This window comes from Hydrogenispora ethanolica, assembly GCF_004340685.1.
GTDB classification, from domain to species: domain Bacteria; phylum Bacillota; class UBA4882; order UBA8346; family UBA8346; genus Hydrogenispora; species Hydrogenispora ethanolica.
In genome coordinates this window covers 46,166-61,938 of the sequence record NZ_SLUN01000007.1, presented here as the reverse complement: position 1 = coordinate 61,938, position 15,773 = coordinate 46,166, and the positions used below count along the sequence as shown (strand labels likewise).

Annotated in this window: 17 protein-coding genes; 5 read left to right on the top strand and 12 right to left on the bottom strand. The window is 59.4% G+C overall.

Going from position 1 to position 15,773, the window contains the following annotated elements; genetic code table 11:
• Positions 1-147 precede the first annotated feature (147 nt).
• Positions 148-1,083 (bottom strand): M14 family metallopeptidase, encoded by a 936-nt coding sequence (locus tag EDC14_RS07890; protein ID WP_132013738.1) that lies wholly within the window; start codon positions 1,081-1,083, stop codon positions 148-150.
• Between the two features lie 119 nt (positions 1,084-1,202).
• Between EDC14_RS07890 and EDC14_RS07885 the strand changes: the two genes are divergently transcribed.
• Entirely contained in the window at positions 1,203-1,736 is a 534-nt protein-coding gene (locus tag EDC14_RS07885) for a L,D-transpeptidase family protein (protein WP_132013737.1), read from the top strand.
• 494 nt (positions 1,737-2,230) lie between these two features.
• Here EDC14_RS07885 and EDC14_RS07880 read toward each other — a convergent pair whose 3' ends face one another.
• The 5 genes from EDC14_RS07880 to EDC14_RS07860 form a co-directional block, all read right to left on the bottom strand.
• Entirely contained in the window at positions 2,231-2,494 is a 264-nt protein-coding gene (locus EDC14_RS07880) for a hypothetical protein (protein WP_132013736.1), read from the bottom strand.
• Between the two features lie 531 nt (positions 2,495-3,025).
• Positions 3,026-3,523: a methylated-DNA--[protein]-cysteine S-methyltransferase gene (locus EDC14_RS07875; RefSeq protein WP_132013735.1), complete on the bottom strand. Its 498-nt coding sequence runs from the start codon at positions 3,521-3,523 to the stop codon at positions 3,026-3,028.
• Entirely contained in the window at positions 3,520-4,104 is a 585-nt protein-coding gene (locus EDC14_RS07870; protein ID WP_165907880.1) for a bifunctional transcriptional activator/DNA repair enzyme AdaA, read from the bottom strand. The genes EDC14_RS07875 and EDC14_RS07870 overlap by 4 nt, the downstream gene beginning before the upstream one ends.
• Positions 4,105-4,659: 555 nt before the next feature.
• Positions 4,660-5,292 carry a LysE family translocator gene (locus EDC14_RS07865; protein WP_132013733.1) on the bottom strand — a complete coding sequence of 211 codons (633 nt, stop codon included), beginning with the start codon at positions 5,290-5,292 and terminating at the stop codon, positions 4,660-4,662.
• Positions 5,293-5,532: 240 nt separating this feature from the next.
• A complete protein-coding gene (locus EDC14_RS07860) occupies positions 5,533-7,464 on the bottom strand; it encodes an ABC-F family ATP-binding cassette domain-containing protein (RefSeq protein WP_132013732.1) in 1,932 nt (643 codons plus the stop codon).
• Between the two features lie 227 nt (positions 7,465-7,691).
• Here EDC14_RS07860 and EDC14_RS07855 point away from each other — a divergent pair, with 227 nt between their 5' ends.
• From EDC14_RS07855 to EDC14_RS07845, 3 genes are all read left to right on the top strand, one after another.
• On the top strand, positions 7,692-7,904 hold the full coding sequence (locus EDC14_RS07855; RefSeq protein WP_132013731.1) for a hypothetical protein: 213 nt from the start codon (positions 7,692-7,694) through the stop codon (positions 7,902-7,904).
• Positions 7,905-7,946: 42 nt separating this feature from the next.
• Positions 7,947-8,477 carry a hypothetical protein gene (locus tag EDC14_RS07850; protein WP_132013730.1) on the top strand — a complete coding sequence of 177 codons (531 nt, stop codon included), beginning with the start codon at positions 7,947-7,949 and terminating at the stop codon, positions 8,475-8,477.
• A 184-nt stretch (positions 8,478-8,661) separates the two neighbouring features.
• Positions 8,662-9,594: a hypothetical protein gene (locus tag EDC14_RS07845; RefSeq protein ID WP_132013729.1), complete on the top strand. Its 933-nt coding sequence runs from the start codon at positions 8,662-8,664 to the stop codon at positions 9,592-9,594.
• Positions 9,595-9,715: 121 nt separating this feature from the next.
• On the opposite strand, the gene EDC14_RS07840 is transcribed toward EDC14_RS07845, so the two are convergent.
• The 6 genes from EDC14_RS07840 to EDC14_RS26705 all read right to left on the bottom strand — a co-directional run bounded on the left by EDC14_RS07840 (position 9,716) and on the right by EDC14_RS26705 (position 15,026).
• Entirely contained in the window at positions 9,716-10,456 is a 741-nt protein-coding gene (locus EDC14_RS07840; protein WP_132013728.1) for an SIS domain-containing protein, read from the bottom strand.
• Positions 10,457-10,459: 3 nt separating this feature from the next.
• Positions 10,460-11,743, bottom strand: coding sequence for a PTS ascorbate transporter subunit IIC (locus EDC14_RS07835; RefSeq protein ID WP_132013727.1), 1,284 nt, complete (start codon positions 11,741-11,743; stop codon positions 10,460-10,462).
• A 48-nt stretch (positions 11,744-11,791) separates the two neighbouring features.
• Entirely contained in the window at positions 11,792-12,091 is a 300-nt protein-coding gene (locus EDC14_RS07830; protein WP_132013726.1) for a PTS sugar transporter subunit IIB, read from the bottom strand.
• 51 nt (positions 12,092-12,142) lie between these two features.
• Positions 12,143-12,589, bottom strand: a complete 447-nt coding sequence (locus EDC14_RS07825; RefSeq protein WP_165907879.1) for a PTS sugar transporter subunit IIA — start codon at positions 12,587-12,589, stop codon at positions 12,143-12,145.
• A gap of 12 nt (positions 12,590-12,601) precedes the next feature.
• Positions 12,602-14,572 carry a BglG family transcription antiterminator gene (locus EDC14_RS07820; protein ID WP_165907878.1) on the bottom strand — a complete coding sequence of 657 codons (1,971 nt, stop codon included), beginning with the start codon at positions 14,570-14,572 and terminating at the stop codon, positions 12,602-12,604.
• A 97-nt stretch (positions 14,573-14,669) separates the two neighbouring features.
• Positions 14,670-15,026, bottom strand: a complete 357-nt coding sequence (locus EDC14_RS26705; protein ID WP_207930722.1) for a hypothetical protein — start codon at positions 15,024-15,026, stop codon at positions 14,670-14,672.
• Positions 15,027-15,185: 159 nt separating this feature from the next.
• On the opposite strand from EDC14_RS26705, the gene EDC14_RS07815 reads away from it, so the two are divergent.
• Entirely contained in the window at positions 15,186-15,668 is a 483-nt protein-coding gene (locus EDC14_RS07815; RefSeq protein ID WP_132013723.1) for a glycoside hydrolase family 73 protein, read from the top strand.
• Positions 15,669-15,773: the final 105 nt, after the last annotated feature.

Sequence of the window (15,773 nt, the reverse complement as noted above, 5' to 3'; positions counted from 1 at the left end):
CGCGCCGCACCGGCTTTTCCGTTTTAATTTTAAAGCCCGCTCCGGGCGACGCCGTCCGTCCCACCCGGAGCGGAACGGATTAGGCTTCTCCCCTCTGCACATCCGCGGACCGGCTGAAAGAGTCCCCGGCCACCGCGATGGAGCCGCTCAGACCAAGGCCGCCCGGACCATGAGCGGCAAGTTCTCCCGGTATATCTCCTCCAGATCGGAGGCGGGCAGCGGATTCACGCCCTTCCCGACCTCGACGGTAAAGCCCGGCCGGTCGAAGTCGTGAATGAACCAGTCTTTGTACCCGGCATACGAGGCATCCGGCGGATTGGCTTCCAGTCCGTAGCCGCTGACGGCGGCCAGAACCTGGGCGATCTCCCAGGCCCCGGGAGGGTATTCATCCAAATACCGCCAATAGATGACCCGGCCCTGGGTATGAAAAGCCAGCACCAGCCGGAAATCATGCTGGCAGGTGAAAGCCGCCACCGCGCCGGTCTCCGGCTCCGACAGCGGCGCCGGCCCGCCATAATCGTGCGCCGCCGGTCCGGTGATGCCCTGCTCCCACTCGATTCGCTTCGCCTCTTCCCAACCGGCCGGGTAATTCAAGTTCAGATCCACCCCGCGGATATTGGCCTTCCAGACCCTGGCCAGCGGCGTCCCGGTGCCGGCCAGTTCCCTGATGACCCGCGCCGGGATCTCGTAACATTCCGGATTTTCATTCCCCAATACCAGCTCCACCCCGTCCGGATTCACCATGGGCAGCAGATAAATGCTGCTGCGTTCCCAGAGCGCGGCCGCCGGGTAACCGCCGATCATTTCCCCGGCGGAATAAGCGGCCGCCAGATCCGCGGCGAACCGCATCAATACAGGGCTGGTGATCCATTCGTTGGCATGGTGCGCCGCGTTATAAAAGAACTCGTGGGGACCGTTCCCCAGGCGCAGATAATGGAGGGGCCGCCCCAGGACGCTCCGGCCCAGGCTCCCCTGTTCCAGCCGGGGATAACGCTGCCGCAGCCGCAGCAGATCCCGCTCCAGGCAGCGGTATGAATAGCCGTCCGGCGAATCCGGAAGACTCCGGCCACTGCTTCGATCCATTGGTTTTCCTCCCGCTCATTTCATTTTGTTTCCGAGTCAAATCCTGCCCCGGGCATATCTATGCATGGAAAGAGTGAATCAAACCAATTCGCCTGCGGTTTCAGGCCTTCGGGGAGGCGATGGAGCGTATGATCAACGGTCTGTTCCTGAAAAATGGGCCGGATTCGCAGCAATTGATCCGGGTCACGGCTACGACGCGGCCGGGGCCGGCCGCCATGCTCGAAACCTTCGAACGGAACGCCGGTCATTGGCGAACGGTCTTTCCGCCGCTGGCCGCGGTCATCGGGGCGGGCGGCTTCACCCCTCATAAAGTGGAAGGAGACCGTTGTTCGCCCCAAGGCCTCTTCCGCCTCGGCCCCTGCTTCGGAAAATACCCGCGTCCCCGCACCCGGATGCCCTACCGTCAAACCACGGTCCATGACGTTTGGGTGGATGACCCCGCTTCGGCCTGGTACAACACCTGGCAGGTCGTGCCGGCCCGGGGGCGGTGGCGTTCGGCGGAGGCGTTGCGGCGCTCTGATCATTTGTATGATGATGCCGTGGTGATCCATTACAACACGGTGGAACGGATCCCGGGCCGGGGCAGCGCGATTTTTTTGCATGTCCGGGCAATGTCATCAAGCTATCGTGGAAAAATTTCACTGACGAATTGAACGCCAACCGGGCGATAAATCACCCGGCTACAAGGCGAAAGGACCTTGAAAGGCCCTAAAAAACGGGATAAAATATTCTGCTGAAAATTAGCCAGGGAAGGGGCTGCGCGTACTGCCATCCCTGGCCGCTTGCCTTTAGCCATCCTGACTCGGACTTCCATCTTGTAGCCGGGGCATTCATGCCCCGGTTGGCCCGCATATCGTCTACAGTGTAGGCACCGTTGAAACCAAATTCCAAGATATGGAATCATCACTTGACGACATTGGCATGTCTGGAAAGGACCGGACCGGGGGACGCTGGGCTGCACCGCCCTGGCGGAGAAGGATTTGTTGGAGTTGCTCCGCTGGCTCGATCCGGACGCTCACCCCCTGTTGATGCAGGGGCCCCGCACCGCAGTGGCGCAGTGGTGGGCCGAGTGAAAACAAAAACGAAGGCCTCAACCGCAGCCTCCGTTTTTGCACATCCGAACTCATCGACAATACAATATTATGCCCTATTGTTCCGATTTATGATCCTCAATTTCCGGAGCTTCGACCGCGCTCTCCTGAACCGGCTGCTCCTCGGATTTGGCCGGTTCGGTCTTGTCTTTCCCCAGCAAAAGCATTGCCGCGATCATCATCAGGACGAAACTGATCTGATCGGCGACCGCCTTATTCAGCTGCAGCTTGAAGATGGCTCCCATGGCTCCGTAAGCAATAAATAATAACCCGATGCCGAAGGCGACGGCGTGTTTCTGTTTCCGTGTCAATTTCCACATGGAGGTCCCGTCCTTTTCATCCCGTTTACGGGGCCGCGGGCAGATTTGCGCCCCCAACGTCCAGGAATGCCTGGGTCCATATTATCATCCGGAGCGCCGCTTGTCCAGCGCCGCTTTCTGCCAAACCCCGTCGGGTTTACCCCGCGCTGTTTAAAAGCGTTGTGATATACCCTGCCCGAAGGCCAGGGTGAACACAAAAGCTCAGAAAAGCAAGTGATAAAGTCGTTTATAAACCTTTTTGCCTTCTGATTTCCGATTCAAAAGACTTTATCACATGGCTTTTAAAAGCGTTGTGATATACCCTGCCCGAAGGCCAGGGTGAACACAAAAGCTCAGAAAAGCAAGTGATAAAGTCGTTTATAAACCTTTTTGCCTTCTGATTTCCGATTCAAAAGACTTTATCACATGGCTTTTAAAAGCGTTGTGATAAACCCCGTCCGAAGGCCAGGGTGAACACAAAAGCTCAGAAAAGCAAGTGATAAAGTCGTTTTTGAGTCCACTGAAAGGATGATTTCCGAATTGGAGACTTTATCACATGGCTTTTAAATAAGCTTGCTCCATCCGCAACAGATAGGATTTGATATCCAGATAGCCGGTTCCGATATATCCGGTCAGGCTCCCGTCCTTGCCGATGACCCGGTGGCACGGGACGAAGATGGGCAAGGGATTCCTCCGGTTCGCCTGGCCCACCGCCCGGCAGCTGCCCGGCGCGGCGATGGCCCGGGCAATCGCTTGATAACTGCGGGTCTCGCCGAAGGGGATCTCCTGCAATTCCCGCCAGACGTTTTGCTGGAAGGAGGTTCCCGTCAGCGAAAGGGGCAGGCTGAAGCGGCGGCGTTTTCCGGAAAAATACTCATCCAGCTGACTCACTGCTTCCCGGCAGGCCGGCGGATCATGGGTCAAGGCCGGATCCCCCAGGCATTGCTCCCATTTCGCCGGGGTCATCACCACCTCGCGGACTCCTTTGGAGTCCAGGATGACATGGATCGGCCCGAAGGGGGTTTCGTAACGATCATAGACAAGTTTCACAGTGGTTCCTCCTCGCTACGGAAGCGGTCCCGCCGGTAGCTTCCGGGAGCGGCGCCGGTGATGGAACGGAATGCCGCGTAAAAAGTGGAAAGGCTCTCAAATCCCACTGCCAGGCAGATTTCGGTGATATTCAGCTTCGTCCCCGCCAGCAGCGCGGCGGCTTGCCGGATCCGCCAATCCTGCAAAAAAACGCGGGGTGTCCGGCCGGTCTGTTGTTTGAACAGCCGCTGCAAGTGGGCGGGGCTCGCGCCCACCCGCCCGGGCAAGGCCGCCAGGATCTGCGGATCGGCATACTCCGCCGTCAAGATCCGCACCGCCCGCTCGCTCAGCTCGACGGCGGGCTCCCGGTACTCCTCCGGACGGTCGGGCCGGCAACGCTTGCAGGGCCGGAAACCGGCGGCCATCGCCGCGGCGGCGGAGCTGAAGAACCGGACATTCTCCGGGCGCGGCGGTTTGGACTTGCAGGACGGCCGGCAAAAGATCCCGGTGGTTCGGACAGCGTAATAAAAAAGCCCGTCGGCACCGGGGTCACTGGCGAGCACGGCCCGCCACATCCGGGCGCTATTGTCATATTTCAACATCCGAGGCTCCTTCTTTCGTACGGTTCGAGGCATCCTTCAAGCCAATGGGATGCCTCCATGAAACGCGGTTCGAGCCTCGCGGGCGGCTCAGTCTCCTGTCCCGCGCTCCGCCGCGATTCCGTTTTCATTATATCACGTGCCCCGGGCCGGGTCGTCCGGAATTCTGCGGTTCAATTCCAATGGGATAGTCCCGGAAATGAGTTTCAGAAAACAAATTTCGTATCCCCGCAGGGATGCGCATGCTCATTTTTTGTAACGCCCGATCGATCTTTTATGGCTCAAGATCGATCTTCAGTCATTCCGGATCGATCTTTTATGGCTCAAGATTGATCTTCAGTCATTCCGGATCGATCTTTTATGGCTCAAGATTGATCTTCAGTCATTCCAGATCGATCTTTATGGCTCAAGATCGATCTTCAGTCATTCCAGATCGATCTTTTATGGCTCAAGATCGATCTTCAGTCGTTCCGGATCGATCTTTTGTGGATCAAAATCGCTCTTCAGCCACTCCAGGACGGCCCGCCACCGGAGGAGAGGGGCCGTCCGCACGGGCTGTCAATTGGCGGCCTTGGCCCGGAGCAGGTTGAGGCCCAAACCGACAAAGAGCACGCCGGTCAGTTTATTTAGCAGCGTGGCAAATTGATGGTTGCCCCGCAGTTTGGCGGTGGCCAGCGACGAAAAAACCGCCAGGAGCAGGCACCAGAGCGTTCCGGTGGTGACGAAGGTCAAGCCCAGCAGGATAAAGGGCAAGGGGCCGAAGGGATTGTCTTTGGTCACAAATTGAGGCAAAAAAGCGAGGAAGAATAAGGCGACTTTGGGATTGAGCACATTGTTCAACACGCCCTGGCCATAGATCTTCAGCGGACTGTCCGGTTCCAGGGTCTTCAGGGCGAGCCCGTCGCCCTTGGCGAACCAGGCCCGGACCCCCAGATACATGATGTACGCGGCCCCCAGGTATTTAATGAGGTTGAAGGCCAGCACCGACCGGGCCAGCAGCGCGGAGAGGCCCACCGCCACCAGCAACGTATGGACCAGCGCTCCGGTGCCGATCCCCAGCACCGACATGATGCCCGCTTTCTTGCCCTGGGAGATGCTGCGGCCCAGGATATACAGGGTATCGGAGCCGGGAGTGATATTCAGGAGCACCCCCGAAAGGACAAACAACCCGTAATTGACGATCCCGAACATCCGAACACTCCTCCTACTATCTAAGCCATTTAACTCACCCTCGCCCTCTCTTTCCGCAAAAGAGAGGGAAGCTAGATGGGTGAGTTAAATTCCGCCGCATAGAACCATCCGCTACAGCGCGGGATTCTTGAGGCTATTCTATCACTCCGCAGTTATCCGGAGCTGTTACAATTTGGTGAAGCAATGACCGGACGGCGGCTGCCGGGGAATCCATTTCCGGCTTTTTGGCGCAATACGCGGTCAAGTCTTGTTTTTGGCGATCTGCTCGGCCCGCTCGGTCAGATAGGCCCAGCGTTCCATGAATTCTTCCAGCCGCCGCCCCAGTTCTGCCTGGGCCGCGGTGAGCTCCTGCAACAGCAGATAGTCGCTGCCGGATGCGACGATTTTGGCATTGACCGCCGCCAATTCCTGTTCGACCTGGTTGATGGCGGGTTCAATCCCCTCCAGTTCCCGCTGCTCCATATAGCTCAAGCGGACGGGGCGGGCTTTGCCGGCCGTTTCCCCCTCGGTCCGGGGCCGAACCGGAAGAGGCGGCCCGGCGGCGGTCCCCTCCTGAGCCTCGGCTTCCTCCCGGCGTCTCTGGTATTCCAGATAATCGCTATAATTGCCCACCAGGGAGAGAATGCGGCCGGACGTCTCGAAAACCAGCAGTTTTCCGGCGATCCGGTCCAGGAAGTACCGGTCATGGGAGACCGCGATCACCACGCCCGGAAACTCCTCCAGATACTCCTCCAGAATGCTCAGGGTTTGAACGTCCAGGTCATTGGTGGGTTCATCGAGGAGCAACACATTGGGGGCGGCCATCAGCACCCGCAACAGGTACAGGCGGCGTTTCTCCCCGCCCGACATCCTGGCGATGGGCGTCCATTGCAGGGCCGGCGGGAACAGAAACCGCTCCAGCATTTGGGAGGCGCTGATGGTTCCGCCGTCGGCGGTCGGCAGATGCTCGGCCACTGCCTTGATGAAATCGATCACCCGCAGGCTCTCATCCATCTCCAGATGCTCCTGGGTAAAAAAGCCGAGCTTGACGGTGGGTCCGCGTTCAATTACGCCCTGATCCGGCTGGAGGTTGCCGGCGATCAGCTGGAGCAGGGTCGACTTGCCGATGCCGTTGGGTCCGATGATTCCCACCCGGTCGCCGCGCTGGAACCCGTGGCTGAAATCGCGGATCACCGTCCGGCCGGCGAAGCTCTTGCCAAGACCTTCGATGAGGATGACTTTCTTGCCCAGCCGGCTCGCTCCCGCCGTCATTTCCAGCTGGCCATGGGAAGACGCCTCCCCCATTTGCGCCTGGAGATCTTCGAAGCGCTCGATCCGCGCCTGTTGTTTGGTGGAACGGGCTTTGGCGCCGCGCCGGATCCAGGCCAGCTCGCGGCGGTACAGGTTCTGCCGCTTGGCGGCCAGCGCTTGTTCCAGCTCCTCAAGCTCCGCTTTTTTCGCCAGGAACAGGCTGTAGTTCCCGGTATAACTGTAGGCCTTCCCCTCGTTCAACTCCAGGATCCGGTTGGTCACCCGGTCGAGAAAGTAACGGTCATGGGTCACCATCAATAACGCTCCCGACCGTTGCCGCAGATATTGTTCCAGCCAATCGACGGTCTGGTTGTCGATCTGGTTGGTCGGTTCGTCCAGGATCAACAGCTCGACCGGGTTGATCAGCGCCGCGGCCAGGGCGATCCGTTTGCGCTGCCCGCCGGAGAGGGTGCCGACCCGGACCGCAAAATCCTGAATCCCCAGTTTGGTGAGGATCGTCTTGGCCTCACTCTCCAGCTGCCAGGTTCCCGCTTCATCCATCCGCTGTCCCAGCCGGAGCAGTTCTTCCTGAAGCGCCGGGTCCCCGGGTTGCGCGGCGACTGCCTGCAGTTGCCGCTCATACTCCCGGACCAGCTTCATCGCTGCCGAAGTACCCTGGATCGCCGCTTCCAGTACCGAACTGTCGGGGTCGAAGAGAGGATTCTGCGGCAAATAGCCGATCCGGGCCTGGTTGGCATAGACCACCTGCCCGCTGTCGGCCGGTTCCTGGCCGACCAGAATCCGCAACAACGTCGTTTTCCCGGTGCCGTTCACGCCGATCAGGCCGATCTTATCCCCCTCGGCAATTCCGAAGCTTAACTCGGAGAAGAGACGCTTGGTCCCATAACTTTTGCTAATTTTTTCCACAGAGAGAATATTCATCCGACTGCCCTTTCCAATTGAGAAATGCCCTGCGCCATCAAGTAACGGATTTACTATATCACGGCGGGCGGGACAGCGCAATAACGTCGCCCCGGCCGGACCATGGCGGATCATTGCCCGATGATCCATGATTTCTCCACAACTCCTCCACGATCCATTCATCCCGTGGGTATATGATCAAGCCAAGCAGTACAACTCATTCAAAAAAATCAAAGGAGTTGAGTTCGATGCGAAAATTGGCTTTGACCCTTCTGGCTACGCTCATCCTCGGCGGCAGCATCTCATTCCCGGCCCTGGCCCACGGCTTCCCGGACCGCCAACGGGAACGCTATTACCGGAAGCCGCCGGCACCGGCCTGGAAAAAGCCCCCCCAAACCAAGCTCGAACGGGAAGCCCAGCGGGAATGGATCGTGCGCCGGCAACAGGAACGCCGCCGGTAGTTCGACCGTTGGAACGAGAGAAATGGAGAGGAGTGGTTTCAAATGGCAACACGGGACTCCATCCTGTCAATTCTGTTGATCGCCGCCCTGCTTCTGGCGCTGCCCGGCGCGGCCCAGGCGGCCCCATTGGGAGATATGGTGACCCTCAGCATCGGGGATGCTAGGGACGGTAGCAGTCTGGCGGTGGGAGGCCGTTTCGGCGACTGGGGCCTGGAGGCCGGAGCCATCCCCGGCGACGGCCGCTACCCGGATGCATTGGATTATCCGTGCCCCCATGATGATTACCGGGTCGTGGACGATGACTACGTACCGGGTACATACGGTTTTGACACCTTACGTTATTTCGATCTCCAGCCGCAGCTCGCCGTCTATCTGGGAGCCGGGCTGTACTTTGCGGAACACCAGACCATGGTCCAATCCCGGGCCACGGGGTGGATCTATGAGAATGCCAGCACCACCGAGACGGACCCGGCCTTCTCCGGCGGCATCGTCTACCGCAATGACCAAGTCGGCATCGGCTTGGGCTACCACTCGCTGCGCGGGGCCAATCTTCAGTTCCTGGTCAATTTTTAGCCATCTTGCCGCGGCAGGTTGAATTTTCCCTTTCGAACGGGTTCCCGAGACCGGGAGCCCGTTCTTACTTAACTGAAATAAATAAAAATTTTTGGAACATTTTTGGAAAGGGTTTCGTCTATCTTATACAAATCCAACTGAATTCCAACAATCGATTTTTGGCTATGGATAAGGAGGGTCCACCTTGAAGAAATGGTTCAGCATATGCTTGCTCACGGCGATGCTCTTGGCCTGTTCGCTCGGGACTTACGCCGCGCATAATCCGCCCCGCCGGGGGCCGCAGCCCGCGCCGACGCCGACCCCGACACCCTGGCCGCCGGATAAGCCCGGCGAGAAAGACCCCCATCAGCCCGGCGGCAAACCGGATAACCGGCCCGGCAATCCCAATCACCCGCCGGACAACAAACCCGGTCCGCCCCCGAAGAATGATGACCGGCGCGACGATCACGGTCGGCCGGACAACAGACCCGGTCCGTCCCCCAAGGACGACGACCGGCGCGGCGATCACGGCCGGCCGGACGGCAAGCCCGGAAACGGACCCCAGCCCGATCATCGCCCTGGCCCGCCGCGGCATGACGATGACGACCGCTGGCATGACCAACCCAATCACCCCGATCCCCACGGACCGCGTTTCGGCGATGATGACCGGCATGATCGTGACCGGTATGATCGTGACCGATATGATCGGCATGACCGGCGGCCCGGTCCCCGGCCGCCCCGCTATGGCCGCGAGCCCCGTTCCCAGGCGCAGGCCAATGCCAGGTCGACGATCCACCGCACCGCGCAAGTGATAGCCGATGCGCAGGATGCGGCCCGCTACCGCCATTACAAGGCGGGTTTGGCTCAGGCCATCGCCCACCAGCAGTACGCGCTGCAGCTCTACCGGAGAGGTTCGTATTGGGATGCGATTTATCATTCGATGCGTGCCCGCAGCCTGGCCTTCCGGGTCATCCAAAACAATCAACGCTCCTGGCGGCCGGAGTTTGACTGGGACGACGATGAAAACGATTATCTGCTGGAGATTCCCAGGGATGAGGACCTGGATCGGAATCTGATCGGGATCCGGATCATCACCGATGATGCGGCGTTATTCCTCCGGCTCAATCTCGACCTGTAGCAGAAATTTGAATTGCCATTCAAAATGAAAGCCGGCCCGCGACAGCCATCTTGCTGTCACGGGCCGGCTTTTGATATCTCGAAAAAGGCGGCGCGCCGAAGCGCAACCGCCCTCACAGCCCTTATAAATAATGGATCCGGTCGCGGTATTCCGCGAAGATCCGTTGATTGTACTCGTCCCCGCCGTCGACATTGGCGCTGTGGAAGACCGGCGGGGCGATGCCCCGTTCCACCAGTTTTGCCACCAGCTCCACCAGGATCGCGTTGACGATCAGCGCCCCGACGGCCGTGGAAGTGGGAGCCACCTTCTGCTCCAGACCGGGGATGGCGATCGCGGCGTCCTCAAAATCGCCGCAATTATCAATCACCAGGTCGGCCAGTTGATAGAGGTTCTTGCCGCTGGAATGGCGCGAGGTCACCTGGCGCGAATACGCCAGATTGGTCAGGGCGATCACGTAAGCGCCCCGCCGGGCGGCTTCCAGCGCCGCGTCGATACTGGCCGGGTTGCGGCCCGAGACCGAATGGATCAGGATCACATCGCCCCGGCCCAACGGGCTGCTGGCGACGATCTCCCGGCCGAAGCCCTCCAGCCTTTCCATGCGCGAAGTCAGGGTGACCGGCCGGGTATTCAGCATCAGCGTGGGATTGAACAACGGATTGATCAGGGCCAGCCCGCCGGTGCGGTAAAAGAGCTCCTCCACCAGAATGCCCGCGTGGGAGCAACCGAAGGCGTACAGCGTCCGGCCGGCGGCGATGGCGTCGGCCATCACCGCGGCCGCCTTCTCCATTGCATCCGATTGCTCCCTGAATACCCGCTCGCCGATCTCCCGGACATGTTGCAGATACATCTCGCCGTAACGCATGGCCTACGCTCCCATCCCCAACAGCCGGGTCACGAAACCGACGATGATCGCCCACAGCGAGAAGTCATTGCCGCCGAAGATGATCTGGAAATCGGCGACCGTATGTTGGAGGAAGGGGATCGAAAAGCCCACCAGTAAAATCATCAGCACTCCGGCCACGGCGGAACCGATGATCGCGCCCCGGGCGCCGCCGGTGCCGTTGCCGATGATGGCGGCGGTGCCGATCTCAAAGAAGCAGGTGATAGTGAGCGGCAGCACCGCATAGGCGAAGACGCCCAGCTTCCCGCAGATGACGATGGTAATCACCGAGGTGATCATGGAGACGATGAAGCCGATCAGCACCGCGTTGGGAGCGTAGGGAAAGAGCATCGGGCAGTCCAGCGCCGGAATGGCCTCCGGGATCCAGCGGTCGGAGATCCCTTTAAAGGCCGGGATGATCTCCGAGAGCATCATCCGCACCCCGGTCAACAGGACGGTCAGCCCGGCGCCGAACAGGACGCCCTGCAGCAGCGAGTAAACCACCAGATTTTTGTCGGGGCTGTACAGTTTGGCCGCCTGATCGCCCAGGATGAAGCCGACGATCAGATAGACCAGGAAGACCACGGCCGACGAGGTGATGGTAATCTCGCGCATGAAATCCAATGACTCCGGGATCTTCAGATCCTCGGTGGACCTAGCCTTGTTGCCGAAGGCCTTGCCGAGCAGGCCCGCGACCAGCGAGAGTCCGACCGTGGGATGGCCCAGGGTGAAGCTGTCCTCGCCGGTCACTTCCCGGACGAACGGCCGGATCAGGGCCGGCATAAAGATGATGTACACCGCCAGCAGCAGGGTGCTCATCCAGAGCAGGCCGGCGCCTTTCAGGCCCGCTTCGACGCCGAGGGCCACAAAGATAAAGGCGAACCAGAACAGGTGATGTCCGGTCAGGAAAATATTTTTGATCCGGGTGAAACGGGCCACCGCAATATTGAGCAAGAACGCCAGCAGCATGGCGACGCCGATCTGTGAGCCGAACTGGGTGATAAATTTGTCGGTGCCCAGCGGATTCAGCTGGCTCACCGAGGTGATCTTGAACAGGCTGCTGAAAGCGTTGCCCAGCGGTCCCATGGAACTGCACAGGATATTGACGCCTTGGGTCAGGATGATCACGCCGATGATCGTCTTGAAGGTCCCCTTCATCACGTCGGAGAAGGATTTTCTCTGCAACAGCAGACCGATGAGAGCGATAATTCCCAAAAACAGCGATGCTTCCCGGAAGATCTGGTTAATGAAAAAATTCAAAACCGCCATATTCCCTTCCTCCTTTATTGGTTGATACGTCCCCTGCCGGTAGGCCGCCTACCGGTCCGGGCGGCAGATCTGCTCCAGCAGGGTCAGGCCTTTCTCCTCGATCTCCTGCTTATTGATGAAATTGGTGATGGCGATCACCGGTACCTTGGCTTTGGAGCGAATGTTCGCCTCCAGCTCCTTGGAGGTGAAGATCAGATCGCAGGGGGTCGAGGCCGCCGTCCCCACGTCGGTGGTGAAGACCTCGGCGCTCAAACCGTGGCTCTTCAGGACTTCGTCGATCTTCATCTTCAGGATCATCGAGGAACCGACTCCGAAACCGCAGACCGCTAAAATTTTGGCTTTAGGCATTTTGCTTCTCCTTCATTCGTGTTCGCGCCGGCGCGGATCGCGGCCAGCGCGTCAGGGTTGGGCCGTCCGGTTAATCAGCCGGTAGGCGAAGTCCGCATCGGACGCCTGCCGCAACAACGCCAGATCCCGGTCGTTCTCCAAAAAACGCGAGAGCCTGGCGATGGTCTCGAGGTGCCCGTTATTGGAGCGGGCGGCGAAGGCCCAGACGATATCGACCGGATCGTTATCGGGATTGCCGAAGGCCACCGCCTTTTCCAGCGTGATGACGCTCACCCCCTCCGCCAATACGGTCTCATCGGGCCGGGCGTGGGCGATGGCCACGCCCGGGATGATCACAATGTAGGGTCCCAGGGTCTTGACGCTTTGGATCATATGGTCGATATACGCCTCTCGAATCTGGCCGGACTGCAGCAGCAGGCGACCGGCTTCCCGGATCGCCTCTTCCCAGCCGGCCGCCCGGACTCCCAGGCGGATGTTTTCTTTGGCTACGATCTGCAATGATATCCTCCTCTAGCGGTTGGACAGCCGCATGATCTGATCATGGGCGGCAGCTTCTTTGATACGTTCGATATTTCCCGGCTGCTCCAGGATTTTGACGAGCCGGTGCAACTGTTCCGGTTGGTGGTTGCGGGCGCCGAAGACGATCACGATCCGCACCCATTCCTTGTTCTTCTCCCCGAACTGCAGCGGCTGCCGGAGCGTGATCAGGCTGAGGCATTCGCGGCGGACGCCTTTCTCGGGCGCGGCATGGGCCAGCGCGATCTCCGGAATGATCACCATGTAGGGGCCGTAATCCAGGACCGCTTTGATCATGGCCTCGACATACTGCTCGGTGATGGCCCCCTGCTCCAGCAGGGGCTGGCCGCAGCAACGGATGGCCTGCTGCCAGTTCTTGCACTCCACGTTCAGATTCAGCGCTTCCCTGGGGATCAGCTCTCCCAGCTCCCAGCGTTCCTCCGCCTCGCGCAGATTGCGGTCGGACAGATATTGCAGCTGTTTGCGGGAGGAATTCCGGAAAATGAGGGTCTTGATCCGGGTGAGATCGTCATTCTCCAGCAGCGGATTGACGCGCACCACTTCTTTGCCCAGCCCTTTCACGGGCGCGGTGGCGATGATGAAGTCCACCGCCGTCCCGGCCAGCGTCGCGGCGATCTTTTCGGCCGGAACCGGGCCGATCAGCTTGATTTCGGGCAGCATCACTTTCAAACGGGTGATCAAAAGCCCCGAAGTGGCCACGCCGCCGCCGCAAACCACCAGCGCCGTGGGCATGAATCCGCTGCAGAGACTGCGCTCGAAAGCCGCCCCGAAGTACATGGCGATATAGGCGGTCTCGTCATCGGGCACGGCCGCGCCGATCCGGCCCTCATATTTGGCGATGATCTTTTTGGACATCTCAAAAAAGAAGGGCATCTGAAACTTGACCTGATCGGTCAGCGGGTTGGAGACGGACAAATTGTGCCGCAAGCGGTGAACGGCGATCTTGAGGTGGGTCCGCAAACCGTGGACCAGCTCCAGATCGTTCTGGAGGTCGAGCCCCAGATAACAGCGGGCGTCGTCGATCATCTGCTGGCAGAGGAGCATGGTTTCGGCGTCGCTGGCGGCCGGATCCCCAATATCGTTCCGATCGTTGGCGAGCTTGGCGCCCCTGAAGATCTGCCGGATATACGCCAGCTCGCCGCGGGGCATCGCGATCCGGTGGCCGGCGGCCCAAGTGTCGTAGAGCCGGTCGAGCTGCCGGTAGCCGTCCTCCCGCTCCCCATCCTCCGGCCCGTCCGGGAGCAGTCTGCCGTTCAATACGCGGTGCGCCGCCACCAGGAGCGAGATATACAGCTCTTTTTTGGCGGAATCGGAATACTCCACCCGCAGCTCCGACTCGACCTCGTCGATGATCGCGGAAAGCTGGCCGGGAGAGGCCGCCTTGAGCCACACCAGCAGATGGGCTTCGCTGATCAGGTTCCGGGCCAGCCCGTCGAGGACGGTCCGGATATAGAAACCGCGAATCGCCGTTTCCGCCCCGGCCAGGCTGAATCCGTAATGGATCTTGCGTTCCAGCCGCAGCCCGGCTTGGGCCAACTGGCCGTCGACCGCGTCCATGTCGCTGACCACGGTGTTCTTGCAGACATTCAGCCGCTCGGCGATCTGGCGCAGCGTGATCGCTTCCGGCTCCAAAAACAGGTACAACAGAATGGTAAAACGCCGTTCCGCCGCGGACAGGGCCCGGTGGTGGATATCGTTCAGCGCCTCGCGAAACCGCTCCGCATCGAAATCCTGGGCCGAACGGTCGATCGTCCCGGCGCAGCCGGCCGTCTTCAGCAGCCCGCTCCCGTTCTCCCGCAGCCAGCATTCGATCCAGCGCAGATCGTAGCGGACCGTTCGCTCGGCGATGCCGAACCGCGCGGCGATCTGCTTGACGGTGACGTATTCTTCCTCTTTGATCAGCAAGGCCAAAATGTCCCGCTGCCGCTTGGTCAAGAGCGTCATCTTTCCACCCGTCCATTCCTTGTTGGTTTCATTATAAACGCGCGCCTCCCGGGGATAAATTCCGAATCTTTTCAACCTTTGCGGCAAGTTTTTGGTATCATGCCGCGAATCCCGCTCTCCCTGCGGGAAAGAAAATTGAAACTCCATTTTTTGCCAAAATTTTTCTAAAATAACCATCTTCCCCGGGAAATAACCGATTATTCCGGAAATCACCTCTTTCCAAGGCGTCAATTTGAATTTTACCGGTTGCAAATTCATTTTGCGAGGGCGCAATTTTCATTGGCAGGCATGAATTTTCAATTCTCAGCGGTTCAATCCGCATTGGCAGGACGGAAATTTCCATTTCCGGGATGGGAATATGAATTCTCAGGCATGAAAATTGCATTGACATGGGTGAAAATTCAATTAGCGGAGCGTAAATTTTAATTTCCATGCCGGTAATTCTTATTTCCATGCCGGATCCGTATCTTTTGGAGATCCTTTCACAATTTCCGATTTTCCAATTTTATTTCGAATGATTGTTCTCAAACCATCCGGCCCGGTTGGGGCGATTCAGTCGCCCGGCGCCTGCCGGATGCATATGCTATAGAACCATCAATCTCCGGAGGAAGGCATGACCAAGATCGAATTCATCCATCAAATGGCCCACGCCTGCGATAAAGCCCACGCTCAAGGGGCGCGGTTCAACCAGGCGGTGGTCTTTGCCCAGGCGGCCCTGGAATCGCATTGGGGCAATTCGGATCTGGCCCGGGAGGCCAATAACATTTTCTCGATCAAGGCCGGACCCACTTGGGATGGTCCCACGTTCCAACTGACCGCGGCCGAATGGCATTATCAACGCGGCTGGTATCAGGCGCCCGCCCTCTGGCGCAAGTATCCCGACTGGACGGCCTGCATCGTCGATTACGCGGCGATCATCGCCGCGGTGCCCTGGTATCAGGCGGCCCTGGAACATCTCGACGATCCGCACCGCTTTCTCAAGGCGCTGCTGCCCTCCCCCAATAAACCCGGCTGGGCCACGGATCCCGATTATTATGGCAAGGTCGTCCGGACCGGCGCCGAAATGGAGAGCTACGGCGGGCCGAAATGGTCCTGACGGGAGGCGGCCTAAATTTTGGCAGAAAGAAACCGGCCGGGAGGGGGATAGTCTGGCCCGGCCGAGCCATAATATAGCTGTCGCAATCAGTTTTTGGATGCCCGG

Excerpts from the sequence above, each read along its gene's own strand:
- EDC14_RS07815 (WP_132013723.1), top strand. The coding sequence starts at position 15,186 with ATGACCAAGATCGAATTCATCCATCAAATGGCCCACGCCTGCGATAAA.
- EDC14_RS07840 (WP_132013728.1), bottom strand. The coding sequence starts at position 10,456 with ATGCGTTACGGCGAGATGTATCTGCAACATGTCCGGGAGATCGGCGAG.
- EDC14_RS07855 (WP_132013731.1), top strand. The coding sequence starts at position 7,692 with ATGCGAAAATTGGCTTTGACCCTTCTGGCTACGCTCATCCTCGGCGGC.
- EDC14_RS07885 (WP_132013737.1), top strand. The coding sequence starts at position 1,203 with ATGGAGCGTATGATCAACGGTCTGTTCCTGAAAAATGGGCCGGATTCG.
- EDC14_RS07870 (WP_165907880.1), bottom strand. The coding sequence starts at position 4,104 with ATGTTGAAATATGACAATAGCGCCCGGATGTGGCGGGCCGTGCTCGCC.
- EDC14_RS07890 (WP_132013738.1), bottom strand. The coding sequence starts at position 1,083 with ATGGATCGAAGCAGTGGCCGGAGTCTTCCGGATTCGCCGGACGGCTAT.
- EDC14_RS07850 (WP_132013730.1), top strand. The coding sequence starts at position 7,947 with ATGGCAACACGGGACTCCATCCTGTCAATTCTGTTGATCGCCGCCCTG.
- EDC14_RS07830 (WP_132013726.1), bottom strand. The coding sequence starts at position 12,091 with ATGCCTAAAGCCAAAATTTTAGCGGTCTGCGGTTTCGGAGTCGGTTCC.
- EDC14_RS07820 (WP_165907878.1), bottom strand. The coding sequence starts at position 14,572 with ATGACGCTCTTGACCAAGCGGCAGCGGGACATTTTGGCCTTGCTGATC.
- EDC14_RS07880 (WP_132013736.1), bottom strand. The coding sequence starts at position 2,494 with ATGTGGAAATTGACACGGAAACAGAAACACGCCGTCGCCTTCGGCATC.
- EDC14_RS07865 (WP_132013733.1), bottom strand. The coding sequence starts at position 5,292 with ATGTTCGGGATCGTCAATTACGGGTTGTTTGTCCTTTCGGGGGTGCTC.
- EDC14_RS26705 (WP_207930722.1), bottom strand. The coding sequence starts at position 15,026 with ATGGAAATAAGAATTACCGGCATGGAAATTAAAATTTACGCTCCGCTA.
- EDC14_RS07835 (WP_132013727.1), bottom strand. The coding sequence starts at position 11,743 with ATGGCGGTTTTGAATTTTTTCATTAACCAGATCTTCCGGGAAGCATCG.
- EDC14_RS07860 (WP_132013732.1), bottom strand. The coding sequence starts at position 7,464 with ATGAATATTCTCTCTGTGGAAAAAATTAGCAAAAGTTATGGGACCAAG.